The sequence below is a fragment of the Pseudovibrio sp. WM33 genome (assembly GCF_001623165.1).
Taxonomy (GTDB): Bacteria; Pseudomonadota; Alphaproteobacteria; order Rhizobiales; family Stappiaceae; genus Pseudovibrio.
Genome location: NZ_LMCK01000012.1, coordinates 1 through 13,975, shown reverse-complemented (window position 1 = coordinate 13,975; position 13,975 = coordinate 1). Strand labels below are relative to the sequence as shown.

Here is a 13,975-nt window from a genome sequence, read left to right as displayed (position 1 = left end):
GACAGGCAATTGCACAGAGGGCAGGCTTGCTATAATCGTGGTCAATTACGGAAGACAGTCGTTTCGGCCATAATTTAGAACATATGCCATGGTCGGGTCGTTCTGTGTTAAGCTGCGAAATAGTCAAAAGACTTAAGAAGACCCAGATGTCCCTGCTAGATCAAATTCAAAACCCATCTGATCTCAAAAAGGTCCCCGAGGACCGCCTTCAACAAGTTGCTGAAGAGCTTCGAGAGGAGATGGTTGATGCTGTTTCTGTTACAGGAGGGCATTTAGGAGCTGGATTAGGTGTTGTTGAACTCACCGTTGCGCTCCACCATGTCTTCGATACGCCCAAAGATCGGTTGATCTGGGATGTAGGACACCAGTGTTACCCGCACAAAATTCTGACTGACCGCAAAGAGCGTATTCGCACACTGCGTCAGGATGGCGGCCTGAGTGGCTTCACCAAGCGCTCCGAGAGTGATTACGACCCATTTGGCGCCGGGCACTCTTCCACTTCTATTTCAGCTGGCCTTGGCATGGCTGTGGCCCGCGACCTTGCCGGCGGCGATAACAATGTGATCGCTGTAATTGGTGATGGCGCGATGTCTGCTGGCATGGCTTATGAAGCCATGAACAATGCGGGTGCACTGAACTCCCGCCTGATCGTTATTTTGAACGACAATGACATGTCGATCGCTCCACCCGTTGGCGCCCTTTCCGCGAGCCTTGCACGTCTTGTCTCCGGCAAGACTTATAAGGGCTTCCGTGAGGCAGCCAAACAGGTCGCGAGCGCACTACCAAAACCACTGCAGGAGAAAGCAGCGCAGGCAGAAGAGTTTGCCCGCAGCTTCTTTACCGGCGGCACACTGTTTGAAGAGCTTGGTTTCTATTATGTCGGCCCCGTTGATGGGCATAATCTGGATCACCTTCTGCCGGTCCTAAAGAACGTTCGGGATGCCAAAGAAGGCCCGATCCTCGTTCATGTGGTGACCCAGAAGGGTAAAGGCTACCTGCCTGCCGAGAATGCAAGCAACAAATATCACGCCGTTGCCAAGTTTGATGTTGTGACGGGTGAGCAGTCTAAGCCGAAACCGAATGCACCCGCCTATACTCGCGTTTTTGCCAATGCACTAATTGAAGAAGCGAACAAAGACGAGAAAATCGTTGGCATCACAGCTGCGATGCCGGACGGAACTGGCCTGGATGTGTTTGAGAAAGCTCATCCAACCCGCATGTTCGATGTGGGCATTGCTGAGCAGCATGCTGTGACATTTGCCGCCGGCCTTGCCTCTGAGGGTTTCAAGCCGTTCTGTGCGATTTACTCAACTTTCCTCCAGCGTGGCTACGATCAGCTCGTTCATGATGTTGCAATCCAGAAGCTGCCTGTGCGCTTCCCGATTGACCGCGCTGGTCTGGTTGGTGCGGATGGCGCAACGCATGCTGGTTCATTTGACACTGCATTCCTCTCCTGCCTGCCGGGCATGGTAATCATGTCACCTGGTGATGAAGCAGAGCTGGTTCATATGGTTTCCACTGCTGCGGCTTATGATGAAGGCCCGATTGCCTTCCGTTATCCACGCGGTGAAGGCATTGGCATTGATCTGCCGGAAATCGGCATGCCTCTGGAGATCGGCAAAGGCCGTATCGTAAAAGAAGGTTCCAGCGTTGCTTTGGTTTCATTGGGTGGTCGTTTGCAGGAAGCCCTGAGGGCTGCCGATACGCTTGATGCAGCGGGTCTTTCAACAACGGTTGCTGATGCACGCTTTGCCAAACCGCTTGATACAGAAATGATCGGGCGCCTTGCTAAAGAGCACGATGTGTTGATCACCATCGAAGAAGGTTCTATCGGCGGCTTCGGAAGCCAGGTGCTTCAGTTCCTCTCTGACAACGGTTTACTTGATGGCTCTCTTAAAGTTCGCAGCATGATCCTGCCGGACGTTTTCCAGGACCATGCGAAGCCAGAGACCATGTACAAAGATGCCGGATTAGATGCATCAGGGATTGTACACCGTGTCTTTGAAACCCTTGGTAAAGCAGAGGATTTGCCGTTAAGGCTGGTGTAGAACATTGTATTTGTGTTCATAACTCATCAAAAAATTAAATGAGGGGCAGCTTTCGCTGCTCTCCTTATTTTCTTTTTGCATATGATATGTAGTGTGAATCCAGTTTTACATCGTTGGCTGGTGCGCGCATGATACTGCTGCTTGCAACCTTTGCGTCCTTGATGCTGTCCACCGCCCTGATTCTTGCAGGGCATGGACTTTCTTCGACGCTTATCCCCCTCAAAGCTGATTTGGCCGGATTTGGAGACCTCCAGATTGGTCTGATCTCGTCCAGTTTTTACATTGGCTTTGTGATTGGGTGCCTGTTTGGTCCGTTTCTCATTCTGCGGGCCGGTCATATCCGTGCATTTGCTGCACTTGTTTCTTTGATGTCTGGCGCCGCACTGCTCCACCCTATTCTGGTGGATCCTTTGGCGTGGGCGCTTTTCCGCATCATCACTGGTGTGTGTTTTGCTGGCATCGTTTTAGTTGTTGAAAGCTGGTTGAATGACCGGGCAACTAATGAGAACCGTGGCACAGTCATGTCGCTTTACATCATCTGCTATCTGGGTGCCACCATGGGTGGCCAGCTGATGATTGTGGGCTTTGACGTTAGTACCTTTGTGCCATTTGCAATTGCGTCAATTTTTGTCAGCGTTGCGGTGGTTCCCGTTGTGCTCACCAAAGCTGTTCAGCCAGCTCCTATTACGTTGGTGCGTTTCCGCCCGATCAACCTCTATCAGACCTCAGCTGTGGCCCTGATTGGTTGTTTGCTGATTGGCCTTGCCAACAGTTCCATGTGGGCGCTGGCGCCGCTTTACGCCAAGCAGATCGGCTACAGCACCAACGAGGCGGCGTATTTTGCAGCGGCCATCGTTTTGGGTGGTGCGATTACACAGTGGCCGATTGGTCGTCTGTCTGACCGTGTAGACCGTCGTATCATTATTTTGCTCTTGGGCTTCGCCGCGGCAGCGGCAGCACTGGTCCTCTTTACGCTTGAGAGCGGAAACTTCTGGACCACATTCACCGTATTCCTGATCCTTGGCATGGCTAGTCAGCCAACATACGCGATTGTTGCTGCCCACGCATTCGACTATGTGGAAGCAGAAGACTACGTCGAAACATCTTCCGGCGTTCTGATGTCGAACGGAATCGGGTCGATGATTGGACCAACCGTTGCAGCAGGCCTGATGTTCAGTATCGGTCCTGAAGGGCTATTCATATGGGTGGCACTTGTTGAAGTAGCTCTTGCGCTCTTCGTTGTCAGCCGCCTGGTTATTCGCCCTGCAGACGAAGACCTGGAGAAGACAGACTTCGAATACGGTGCAACATCCAACATGGGTGCCGTGCTTACGCCCGATCCGCTAGATATCGAAGATCCTTACGTTATTCCGCCTGAAGAGTTCCCTGCCTATGAACAGGATGAGGGCATGGCATCAGAAGAAGTTGGTGATTTGCCAAATCGCAATGATGAGGATGAGAATCCGCCTACAACTGATGAGACTCAGGATAATTCCAGATTCCCTTCTGGCTGAGTGTAGACACACTCAGCGGAAGCAACTAAGAAAGACCCATGGTCAAGCCGAGTAATACATTACATGTACTCAGAAGCGAGCGGCATCCGCTCGTCTTACTTGCCAGCGTTGCGATGCTGGCCCGAGTGCTGTTGCTTGTCTTGAGTTTTTCCGGCGCGACTGCTGATCCTTCAGTTGCTGCGCTCATGCAATTGTGTGCCCCCTCAGGCGGCTCGCAGATTGCAAAGGTCGAAGGCTCCACTCACACCGAAAATCCGCTGGGAATAGGCTGCGATTGCACGTTCATGTGCCCGCATACGTCCAAACAGGCGACTTATTTTTCGATAGAGCCTGAGAGCTGGCAGAGTCCTACCCTCGTGGTTGCTGGTTCTCTCTCCCTTGATAGTGCTCTCGTAAATGACAGAAGCCTCCGTGGTCATAATTTCCTCATCCGAGCTCCTCCAGTCGCCTAGGTTTTCCCTTGATCAACAAAACCTGATTTGACTGATCTCTTCTGCCTGAGTTTACAGGTAGGGAGCTATTCCTTGGATGGATATTATGAAAACACGTGCTCTTCTTGTTGCAGCAGCTCTTGTTGCGTTTACTGGTTCGGCTGCTCTCGCGGACAGCATTCAGCATGGCGACCTGACCATTAAAGACGCATGGTCCCGCGCGACACCACCAAAAGCAAAAGGCGCAGGCGCTTTTGTCTCTATCACTAACAATGGCAGTGAAGATGCACACCTGACTGGTGCAGTTTCCGGCTATGCTAAGCGTACAGAAATTCACGAAATGGCTGTGAATGATGGCGTAATGAAAATGCGTAAGCTGGATGATGGAATTGTTATTCCTGCTGGTGAGACACTTGAGTTGAAGCCTGGCAGCTACCACGTCATGTTTATGGGCCTGAACCAAGCATTCAAAATGGGTGAAGAGCTCAAAGTTACTCTGGAATTCGAAAAAGCCGGTCCAGTAGAAGTGACATTCCCAGTTATGAAAATGGGTGCAAAATCCGGTAAAATGCACCACTAACCAATTGAACTGTGCACGGGTGGATTAAGATGAACGTTGCGAAAACAATTCGATATGGAGCGTGGGCTGCAGTCGCATTGCTCGTTGCCGCAGTTTCTGCTGTAACAGTGATGAAATTTGTGAAAGAGGATGTCCCGCAGGCTGCCACAGTGCAGATCGGTGGCCCGTTTGAGCTGGTTGATGGCAAGGGACAAGTCTTTACTGACAAGAACCTCAATGGCAAACCAACTCTGATGTTCTTCGGCTTCACATACTGTCCTGATGTGTGCCCAACAACCCTCTCTGATATGCAGGGATGGATTGATAATCTGGGCCCGAAGGCAGATGATCTGAACTTCGTTTTCGTCAGCGTTGATCCTGAACGCGATACACCAGACGTTATTGCAGATTATGTTGCTGCGTTTGGCTCTCACGTCGTTCCACTGACAGGCTCCGTCGACCAGGTTAAAAAAGTCGTCAAAGACTACCGCGTTTATGCGAGAAAAGTGCCATTGGAAGACGGTGATTACACCATGGACCACACCGCAGCTGTTTACATGCTGAATGGTGATTTGGATTTCGTGGGAACCATCAGCTATCAGGAACCTGAAGAAACAGCGCTTCCAAAAATCAGAAAGTTGCTTGGTAGCTCATAAAAGTTTAGGGTGTCTGAGAATTCAGGCACCCTTTTTTGGATGAAGACATGAAAGATCATGCAGCTCTTTATGCTGGCACAGCCGTCGTTGGACTTCTGCTGATCTCAGCCACCGCTTTCCTTTGGATGCGCTATGGCAATTTGCTTTTCTCAGACAAACTGTTAAATGCACTGGCTGGTTGCTTCGGCCTTTAGGCTAAGCTTTTAATCATCCCAGTCAGGTGACATATGCGGCTTGATCAATTCCTCGTCGAACATGACTATTTTGAAACACGGGCCCGTGCTCGTGATGCAATTTTGCGCAACACGGTCATGATAGACGGTACGCCTGCAAAAAAGCCTTCGCAGAAGATAGCAGGCAAACCTGACATCACTATAGATGATCCGGCTTCTGACTATGTCTCCCGCGCTGCATTGAAGCTCATCAAAGGCCTGGAGCATTTTGACCTCGCCCCTGCTGGGAAGATCTGCCTCGATATTGGCGCCTCGACTGGAGGCTTCACGCAAGTTCTGCTGGAACATGATGCTCAGATTGTCCATGCCATTGATGTTGGACATGATCAACTGGCGGATAAGATTTCCAACAACCCACGCGTTGTCCGTAAAGACGGACTGAATGCCCGTGAGCTGACGCTTGAACATCTAGAAGGCCAGCATCCGGAGTTTCTGGTTTCCGATGTGAGCTTTATCTCTCTGAAGCTTGCCTTACCACCAGCTCTTGAGCTGGCTGCTGATGGTGCTGTAGGCGTCTTCCTCGTCAAGCCACAATTTGAAGCTGGACGTGAGCGGATTGGGAAAGGTGGTCTTGTTACTCTTGAGATTGCAGAGGAGATCTCTGTTGAGCTGCAAGAGTGGATGAATGCCCAACCGGGTTGGTCCGTCCTTGGCATCACCTCCTCCCCAATCAAAGGCGGTGACGGAAATGCTGAGTATCTGATGGCCTGCCAAAAGACACCATCATAGTTATCGTGAAGCCCTCTCCCGAGGCATAGAAGTACTCAGGAGAGGGTATTCCAGTGCTTCTTTAAAGTGCTCGCAATTATGCGCGTAGCTGAGACACGAAGCCTTCCACGCGTTCTTTGAGCTCTTCAGCAAGATCAGTCAGATCCACTGAGGCCTTTTTTACGCTCAACGCGGAGTCGCTGGTATCCTCTGCCGCTTTGCCTATGTCATTTACGCTGGCGAAGACTTCCTTGGTTCCGTTGGATGCAAGCTCGGCACTTCTGGCAATCTCACTGGTTGCCACGCCCTGCTCTTCAACTGCAGCAGCAATATTGGAGGCTACTTCATCAAGTTCGCTGATGGTTTTGGAAATGCCCGCGATCTCATCAACAGCTCCTTGCGTTGCTTCCTGAACGCCGCTGATCTGTTCAGCAATGCTTTGGGTTGCCCGCCCTGTTTGATTGGCCAGATCTTTAACTTCATTAGCAACTACGGCAAACCCTTTGCCAGATTCCCCAGCTCGGGCCGCTTCAATGGTGGCATTCAAGGCAAGAAGGTTGGTCTGATCGGCAATGGCATTGATGATATCAATCACTTCGCCAATTTTCAGCACGGCTTCGGAAAGACCACGTACGGTGATGTTGGTTTGCTCGGACTTAGAGACTGCCACAGCAACCGTTCTTGAGGCCAGATCAACTTGCATCCCAATTTCGCGAATGGATGCTGTCAGCTCCTCCGCTGCAGAACTAACGGTTTGTACGTTAACAGAGGTCGCCTCTGCAGCACTTGCCCCAGCTTGTGCACGAGACTGTGCTCTTGTTGCAGCAGGCTCAAGCACCTCGGCATATGACTTCATGCCTGTGGCTGCGGATGAAACAGTCTGTACGACGGTGCCCACGCTCTTTTCAAAGTCAGAAACAATCTTCGTCCGCGTTGCCTTCTCTTCTGCTCTGCGCTTACTTTCCTGCTCTTTCTTGTCTGCCTCCATCTCCTTTACTTTGATGGCATTGTCTTTGAACACCCGTACAGCAGTGATCATATCCGAGATCTCATCTTGCTGGCGGCGCTCTGAGATATCGACATTCAGATTTCCTGATGCCAACTCACCCATAACCCTGGTCAGAGAAGAAATTGGCTTGCTCAAAGAACTGGCAAATATCCATGCGCCCAAAGCTGCAAAGAGTGCGAGAACGACACCCAAGACAGAGACAAGCGAGAACACCTGATTGGATGCCTCAAGGATCTTACTGCGTGGGATGGTGATGACCAGCAGCCATGGCTCCTCGGTTTTTGCGATGCTGATTGGAACACCGACTTGCAGCATCTCAACATTACCGACCTGCGTGTTGGGCAGAACGTTGGTTTTTCTGGAGTTTAACGGCTCAAGAATTGCTTTTGAAAAACCAGCTGAACCAGCAGCTTTGGACACAAGCTGGCTATCTGGATTGGAAACAATTGTTCCGGAAGAGCTGATCAGCGTGAGATAGCCTTCCTCATAGGGATGCATGGCATTCAATCGCTCCTGTATGTCAGAGAGCGCAATGTCCACACCGGCAACACCGTCTCTGGCTCCAAAGCCATCCACCGGTACAACAAGAGATGTGATTAGGGTATCCACGCCACCAACAGAGTAGGTGTAGGGCTCCAGAATGATCTCTTCACCACTTCTTTGTGCAAGCAAGTAGTAGTCGCCAGCCCCATCCTTTTCATAATCGACAAGTGCTTCCCGGCCAATTTGTCCACCCGAGCGGAACCAGTACGGGATAAATCTTCCGGTTTGGTCATGATACGGTTTATTGGCCCAGTCCTGATCCTTGCCATCAAATGCATCAGGTTCCCAAGCCGCCCAACTGCCAATCAGTTGTTCATTGCTCTTGAGGACGCTTTTGAGGATCTCAGCAGAAGCGTCACGATTAGCATCCCCACTTTTCCTGAGTGCATCTAATGCATTGGCTGTGTTTCGCGCGACGGCAAAAGATTGATCCAGTTCAGCTTTGACGACGGCTGCACTTTCCTTGGCGATTTCATTAGAAAGTCCGATTGCTTGTTCTTCAATAACTCCTGCCCCAATGAACAAGACAGATCCCGATGAGGCAACCATCGACACCAGCGCAATCACGACGACCCAAAATGTCAATTTCCCTTTTAATTTCAAAGACGGCATTGAAAACCCCTACAGAACATCACCGATTATTTTTGGGAAATTTGCAGCCATAGAATGTATACCCAAACGCATGCAACCAGCACATTACGTTGGGAAATCGATCAAATAGACAAACAAAAAGTTTATTTCAGAGAACATTTTAAATAGATCGACAAAATCTCATCTGAAACTCAGTATAAAGTGGCTCTGAGTACGCCTATACAGCATTTTTCCACATTACCTTTGCGTCATAGAGGATTACTTCCTCTAGATCAGATCGAAGACTAAACATCGCCGCCCATTCTCCCTCAAACAGAATGCCGGACTTCGCGAGATCAAGCATTGCATGTCTCAGTGCAGCGCTGTAAACGCTGTGCCATGTCTAAGAAGCCTGAAGCCACTGTAGAAACCCTCCGTATTGCACGCCTTGCCCATAAGGGTGACGGTGTTGCTGAGACCGATGCCGGACAGATCTTTGTTCCCTATACACTTGAGGGCGAGCTTGTCAGCGCCCAGGTGCAAGGACCACGTGCGGAACTTAACGAGATCATTGAGCCGAGCCCGCATCGCATCGCGTCCGTGTGCAAGCATTTCAGCACATGTGGCGGCTGCTCTTTGCAGCATATGGATGAGGCTTCCTACAAGGACTTCAAGCGGCAACAAGTGATTGACGCGCTGGCCTCCCGTGGCATTGAAACGCCAGTGGAAGATGTTGTGGTTTGTGGCAAGGGCAGTCGTCGTCGTGCCGTGTTTGCAGCTGTAAAAGCAGGCCATAAAGTGTTGTTTGGCTATCACACAGCTAAATCCAACCGCCTTGTCGACATTGAAGAATGCCCTGTGATTGCGCCTGAGCTCATGAAAGCTGTACCGGGACTACGCAAGCTTGCTGGCGAAATTCTGCCGCGTAAGGGCGAATTGAAGTTCACCGTGACGACAACACAGAGCGGCCTTGATGTTGCTATTGGTGGGTTGGGTAAAAACAAAGACAAACATTACCTTGAACTGTCACAGGGTGCTGTTGAGAATGACTTTGCACGCCTGACTGTTGATGGTGAGACAATTATTGAGATCCGTCCTCCTTTACTGGACATGAGCGGCGTCGCTGTTCCAATCCCGTCCGGTGGCTTTATTCAGGCAGCCTTGAGCGCCGAAAAAAACATGGGCGATCTTCTTTCAGAGGGTTTGAGCAGCTGCAAGCGTGTAGCTGATCTGTTCTGCGGTGCGGGCACGCTGACCTTCAATATCGGACAGTTTGCCAATGTGCATGCGGTGGAAGGCGAAGCAACGTCACTGAAAGCGCTTGATCTTGGATTGCGCCGTGCCAAGGGCCTTAAGAAAGTCACTACTGAACGCCGGGATCTGTTCCGCCGACCAATTGTTGCTAAAGAGCTTGATAACTTTGGCAAGGGTTTTGATGGTGTGGTGTTTGATCCGCCGCGTGCTGGTGCTCTTGCCCAAGCGCAGGAGCTTGCAAAATCTCCAGTCAAGAAGATCGTTGCGGTTTCCTGTAGCCCAGCTAGTTTTGCTCGTGACATTCGAGAGTTGCTGGACGGTGGCTATCAGATCAAACGCGTTGTGCCGATTGACCAGTTTCTCTATTCCCCTCATGTTGAAGTGGTTGCTCTGCTGGAACGCGGTGCATAAGCGGTGATTATGCAGGCGGCAAGTTGCGAGTAATTTGCCGCCTTCCCTGAACTTTCGATATTTGCCCTAAGTTTGAAAGCCCGTGTTACGGAAGCTTCACGCCCCTTGTGTATACTTAACCAAGTTTGTGACGCGCACAGGTGGTCGAGCCATTGATCAAGGGCCTTTCAGTTTTTGCCGCTATCATTTGCATCGTGCTGGGCCTGCTCACGGTCTGGACCCCTATTCCAACGGGCGTTCCGCTGTTGGCGCTGGGGACAGTGCTGCTGATTGCCACAAGCCGCAGGTTTGCAAAATTCGTACGGCGGCACAGGAAAAACTTCACCTGGCTCAATCAGGCTCTGCATTGGATTGAAGTACGATCCAGTGGTCGTTTCAAGAAGATCATCCGCCGGACCCGCCCACGTTATTTCAAGCGGCAAAGAGGCAAAGGGCAGCCTTCCCCTAAAGATAACGGCACTAAGTCTGCCGCGTAATTTCCCAAGACAACCAAATCAGGTAGGCTCTTTTCCAATTACAGGAGAAGTATATGCCAGCTTACGTCATTGTTGATACAAAAATTGAAGATCCCATCGCCTATGAGGATTACAAGGCCCAGGCTCGCCCGATTGCTGAGAGCTTCGGCGGCATCTACAGGGCACGTGGCGGTGATATGGATGTGGTTGAGAGTGATTTATGGACACCACACCGTCTCGTCATCGTGGAGTTTCCAAGCATGGAAAAGGCGCAGGCGTTTTTGAACTGTCCGGAGTATGCCCCTGTTGCCAAAATCCGTCATGGTGCTGCTAAGTGTAGCCTGACGATTATTGATGGGGTGTAAGTTCTGGGAGCCTGAGGAGCGTTAAGTGCTCAGGCCACCGCTGACGATAATAAAAGGTGCAGCATCATTCAGGTTGAGTGCTGACCAGTCTCCATAGGAAGCTGTTGCGCGCAGGCCAACGGCTTCCAACAGGTCGCGGATATGATCGCGATGTACGAAGCGGCGCATATTGTTTCTGGAGTAGTGCTGACCGTCGCTGTCGTAGTGGGTTTGCATGGACACGAGACCGTTTTTGTCTGGCCCTGCTGTATCCTGCCACAGCGACACTCTTTGCCCTTCAACTGAGCGTACCAAAAGCGGTTTGCCTTTCTGGCCCCACTTCTCCCATGGCCGTGCCTTCGGATTTTCCATGCCGAATGCGAATTTGCCATTTGGTTTGAGGTGAGCAGCGATGGTTTGCAGGACGAGGATCTGGTCCGTGTTGGTTGCGAAGGCCTGGAAAGCATTGCCGGTTATAATGATGCGGTCGAACTTCTGATTGAGATGCACCGTACGGGCATCTGCCTCCAACCACGTTACCGTCTCTGATCGTTTAACAGCTTGTGCAATTTTCTTCGGATTTCGGTCAACACCAACAGTGTTTATACCTTGTCTGGAAAGTGCGTTGGACAGCGCACCTGTGCCGCATGCAATTTGCAAAACGCTTCCACCCGGTGTGCAAGCGAAGTTGAAAAGATAGTCATCATCTGCCCCCCAATCCTTATCCAGACTGGTAAAGCTGCATGTGTTTCCCTTTGTCTCCGTGCGGTTCAGCTGCATGATAATTGCCTTCCGGGTGCTGTCCTTCCTAATAAAAGTTAGGTTAAGAGTGTTAACGTCTTGTAACAGGATAAGCGGATTTGCGGCCAAACAAAGAATTCTGAGGTATTTAATCTGCCCAATGATTGTTTATAGATCAGTGTTGCAGAGAAACATCATTGCCCCCGCCAGAACTGTCTAGTTCTTTGCAACAGGATCTCAGGGTCACACGCAAGGAGATGTAAATCCACTTCAAGTACTGGTGCGTTCGACTTGGCTTGCTTCAAGCGCCAGTTCTTTCTCATAGCCCGTCGCGGCATAGACTGGGGCTCTCGCTTTGCGAGGCAGTCATCAATCGGGCCTTTGAGTTTGATGTGCAGCTGGTTGAATTCCATGGTGCGGACAGCTGTTTTGTAAAGGGAAAGCTCAGCAATTGCTGACCAGCGCAGAACGCCAAGCCTTTCCAGATAGAGCCCGGTCTCATTGGCTGCGATTTGAGGGCGTTTATCGACGAAAGGGTAGTGCCAGTGAACGCTGAGAAAAACGGGTAGTGATGCCAATGCAGGGATCAGTGAACCGCTTACAATGCCCGTACCAAGAAGAGCTGCCCCGAGCAGCAGGCTGCCGTAGACAACGGGCTCGCCCGTCCCTTTTCGATAGCCCAGTGTGAATGGTTCAGCCGAGCTTTGCTCTTCCTGCCATGGATCAAGATCAAACTGAGACATGCCCCCGCCACTTTCCATATTGCGCCGGGGGCCTGTTTATTAGTCCGCCGGAGTTTCTGTTGCTTCAACTTTCAAGCCGAAGCCTTCAAGGCCAACATAGTGGCGCTCACGCGATGCAATAACCCGGATGGAATTGGCTCCCAGATCTTTCAGGATCTGCGCACCGAGACCAACTTCGCGCCAGTCCTCAGACCGGCCTTGAGCGGAATCGTGCTGCTCATGCTCAGCAGCTTCCAGATTATCACGATGACGGTTGGACTTACTTGCGACGCCTACCGCACCTTCACGCAGGTAAACAATAATGCCTCGGCCTCGTTCCGCAAAGTCTTCCATGATTGCTTCCAGAGGTTTGGTTTGCCCAAACACATCATCCAGAACGTTTTCCAGATGGAGTCTGACCGGAATATCCTGACCATCACGCACATCGCCGTAAACCAGCGCCAAGTGGCCAACATTGTCGAACGGAGTAGAATACACGATGGCACGTGCTTTGCCTGCAGTGGTCTCTACATCGAACTCGTCGATACGGCTCACAAGGTTTTCATGGCGCTGACGCCATGCGATGAGATCCGCGACAGAAACCATTTTCAGGTTATGCTCACGGGCGAAGTCTTCAACCTGCTCACCGCGCTTTACAGTGCCATCATCGTTGACCAACTCACTGATGACGCCGACTTCCGGCAGGCCAGTCAGCTTACACAGATCAACTGCTGCTTCTGTGTGGCCAGAGCGCATGAGGACGCCGCCCTCTTTTGCGACCAGCGGGAAGATATGGCCCGGACGGACGAAATCAGCTGCACCAGCATTTGGATTGGCAAGGCCACGAACTGTTGCACAGCGCTGCTCAGCTGAAATGCCTGTTGTCAGGCCTGGCGCATAGTCAACGGAGACGGTGAACGCAGTTGCCAGTGGAGCGTCATTGTTGGCGACCATCGGCTCAAGGTGCAGGCGCTTTGCTTCTTTCAGCGTCATTGGAGCACACACGATCCCGGAGGTGTGACGGATGATGAATGCCATCTGCTCAGGGGTGATCATGTTGGCTGCTACAATGAGATCACCTTCGTTTTCGCGATCATCATCGTCGGTTACAACAACCATCTCGCCGTTTTCGAAAGCGCGCAGGGCTTCGGCTACTCTTGTTTGAGACACGACGTACTCCTTGTTTTCTTTTAGTCCGAGAAAATCGTTGGGGGTCACCTGATGGCCCGTCGCTTCAGCGATTTTTTGGGCCATATCCCGAGAAATCCATGCGCTTGGGTCGTTGCACAGAGCCGTTACAGATGCAGGAGACAAACCAGCGCGGCGTGCAAAGGCACTCCTGCTTTCACCAGCGTCTTCTAACCATTCAGTCAAGCGCATAATCCTAGCCCCTTGGCCTTGCAATTTTCAGTGATACTGAAATCGCGCTTTTGAACTCGGAAATCAAGGGGCAAATCGAAAAAAGCTTATCGCTTTCTACCTAGGTCGTATCTGTGGGTGATCTTGAGGTGAATAAACGGTTTGCGGCTTTGTGCGAACACGCTCGATTGCATGCATTGGGCCTGCCCCGAGTTCGCAAACTGATCAAAGAAGCACTTAAAGCACCACATGGCCTTCCATGCAGTGTTGAACCAGAGTTCCCGATAATCGGGATGAGCAAGGCGGCAGGCAATACCTGCGCTTTTTAATTAGTAATGAGTCTTCGGCATTGGCTACACGCCTTGCCCGGGCTTTTTATAATGAACAGCGTCGCCTCTTTTGCCTATAAGGCACGATA

At 51.1% G+C, this 13,975-nt stretch carries 14 protein-coding genes; 10 read left to right on the top strand and 4 right to left on the bottom strand.

Annotated features, from left to right (window positions below):
• Positions 1–146: 146 nt before the first annotated feature.
• The 7 genes from dxs (at position 147) to PsWM33_RS02700 (ending at position 6,170) form a co-directional block, all read left to right on the top strand.
• Positions 147–2,048 (top strand): 1-deoxy-D-xylulose-5-phosphate synthase, encoded by a 1,902-nt coding sequence (dxs, locus tag PsWM33_RS02725; protein ID WP_063299134.1) that lies wholly within the window; start codon positions 147–149, stop codon positions 2,046–2,048.
• Positions 2,049–2,176: 128 nt separating this feature from the next.
• Positions 2,177–3,562 carry an MFS transporter gene (locus PsWM33_RS02720; protein ID WP_057465021.1) on the top strand — a complete coding sequence of 462 codons (1,386 nt, stop codon included), beginning with the start codon at positions 2,177–2,179 and terminating at the stop codon, positions 3,560–3,562.
• 38 nt (positions 3,563–3,600) lie between these two features.
• Positions 3,601–4,014 carry a hypothetical protein gene (locus tag PsWM33_RS27060; RefSeq protein WP_153039888.1) on the top strand — a complete coding sequence of 138 codons (414 nt, stop codon included), beginning with the start codon at positions 3,601–3,603 and terminating at the stop codon, positions 4,012–4,014.
• 85 nt (positions 4,015–4,099) lie between these two features.
• Positions 4,100–4,573, top strand: a complete 474-nt coding sequence (locus PsWM33_RS02710; protein WP_244276645.1) for a copper chaperone PCu(A)C — start codon at positions 4,100–4,102, stop codon at positions 4,571–4,573.
• A gap of 29 nt (positions 4,574–4,602) precedes the next feature.
• The gene (locus tag PsWM33_RS02705; protein ID WP_063299131.1) at positions 4,603–5,208 is read left to right on the top strand and encodes an SCO family protein; all 606 of its coding nucleotides are present in this window, start codon (positions 4,603–4,605) and stop codon (positions 5,206–5,208) included.
• Between the two features lie 47 nt (positions 5,209–5,255).
• The gene (locus PsWM33_RS27270) at positions 5,256–5,402 is read left to right on the top strand and encodes a hypothetical protein (protein ID WP_167550264.1); all 147 of its coding nucleotides are present in this window, start codon (positions 5,256–5,258) and stop codon (positions 5,400–5,402) included.
• 33 nt (positions 5,403–5,435) lie between these two features.
• Positions 5,436–6,170, top strand: coding sequence for a TlyA family RNA methyltransferase (locus PsWM33_RS02700; RefSeq protein ID WP_063299130.1), 735 nt, complete (start codon positions 5,436–5,438; stop codon positions 6,168–6,170).
• A gap of 76 nt (positions 6,171–6,246) precedes the next feature.
• Here PsWM33_RS02700 and PsWM33_RS02695 read toward each other — a convergent pair whose 3' ends face one another.
• A complete protein-coding gene (locus tag PsWM33_RS02695; protein ID WP_063299129.1) occupies positions 6,247–8,313 on the bottom strand; it encodes a methyl-accepting chemotaxis protein in 2,067 nt (688 codons plus the stop codon).
• A gap of 357 nt (positions 8,314–8,670) precedes the next feature.
• Between PsWM33_RS02695 and PsWM33_RS02690 the strand changes: the two genes are divergently transcribed.
• The 3 genes from PsWM33_RS02690 (at position 8,671) to PsWM33_RS02680 (ending at position 10,756) form a co-directional block, all read left to right on the top strand.
• On the top strand, positions 8,671–9,936 hold the full coding sequence (locus PsWM33_RS02690) for a class I SAM-dependent RNA methyltransferase (RefSeq protein WP_063299154.1): 1,266 nt from the start codon (positions 8,671–8,673) through the stop codon (positions 9,934–9,936).
• 140 nt (positions 9,937–10,076) lie between these two features.
• Complete coding sequence (locus tag PsWM33_RS02685) at positions 10,077–10,412, top strand: hypothetical protein (protein ID WP_208860097.1); 336 nt, start codon at positions 10,077–10,079, stop codon at positions 10,410–10,412.
• A gap of 53 nt (positions 10,413–10,465) precedes the next feature.
• Positions 10,466–10,756: a DUF1330 domain-containing protein gene (locus tag PsWM33_RS02680; protein ID WP_063299128.1), complete on the top strand. Its 291-nt coding sequence runs from the start codon at positions 10,466–10,468 to the stop codon at positions 10,754–10,756.
• A gap of 21 nt (positions 10,757–10,777) precedes the next feature.
• On the opposite strand, the gene PsWM33_RS02675 is transcribed toward PsWM33_RS02680, so the two are convergent.
• The 3 genes from PsWM33_RS02675 to ribB form a co-directional block, all read right to left on the bottom strand.
• On the bottom strand, positions 10,778–11,515 hold the full coding sequence (locus PsWM33_RS02675; RefSeq protein WP_057464889.1) for a class I SAM-dependent methyltransferase: 738 nt from the start codon (positions 11,513–11,515) through the stop codon (positions 10,778–10,780).
• A gap of 155 nt (positions 11,516–11,670) precedes the next feature.
• Positions 11,671–12,219: a hypothetical protein gene (locus tag PsWM33_RS02670; RefSeq protein WP_208986500.1), complete on the bottom strand. Its 549-nt coding sequence runs from the start codon at positions 12,217–12,219 to the stop codon at positions 11,671–11,673.
• A gap of 39 nt (positions 12,220–12,258) precedes the next feature.
• Entirely contained in the window at positions 12,259–13,578 is a 1,320-nt protein-coding gene (ribB, locus tag PsWM33_RS02665; RefSeq protein ID WP_063299126.1) for a 3,4-dihydroxy-2-butanone-4-phosphate synthase, read from the bottom strand.
• Between the last annotated feature and the right edge of the window lie 397 nt (positions 13,579–13,975).